Origin of the sequence: Streptomyces sp. P9(2023) (genome assembly GCF_032436795.1) — a bacterium.
Lineage (GTDB): Bacteria > Actinomycetota > Actinomycetes > Streptomycetales > Streptomycetaceae > Streptomyces.
Genome location: NZ_JAUPWM010000890.1, coordinates 1 through 232, shown reverse-complemented (window position 1 = coordinate 232; position 232 = coordinate 1). Strand labels below are relative to the sequence as shown.

General features: G+C 42.2%; 1 protein-coding gene. It reads right to left on the bottom strand.

All coding sequences use genetic code 11. The features are described 5' to 3' along the window. On the bottom strand, positions 1-232 hold a 232-nt coding region (locus Q5762_RS39810), incomplete at both ends, for a hypothetical protein (protein WP_315897200.1).

Below are 232 nucleotides of genomic sequence, written 5' to 3'. Positions count from 1 at the left end.
ACTTTTTTCCGGGCATCGCTTTTTGCCATCCCGTTGCCTATGCCAAAATCACCTAAAAATCCTAGGACAGTTTTTCCATCAAACTCCCCCGTGTTCTCAATTTCAGTTTGAATACCACGTGTTTTAGCAATTTCAACCTTTAGGTCATTACACGTCATGATCCCAGATTCTTCTGCTGTAACCGGAGCCGCTTGCGGGTACTGTTTTGTAGCACATGAAACTAAAAATAATG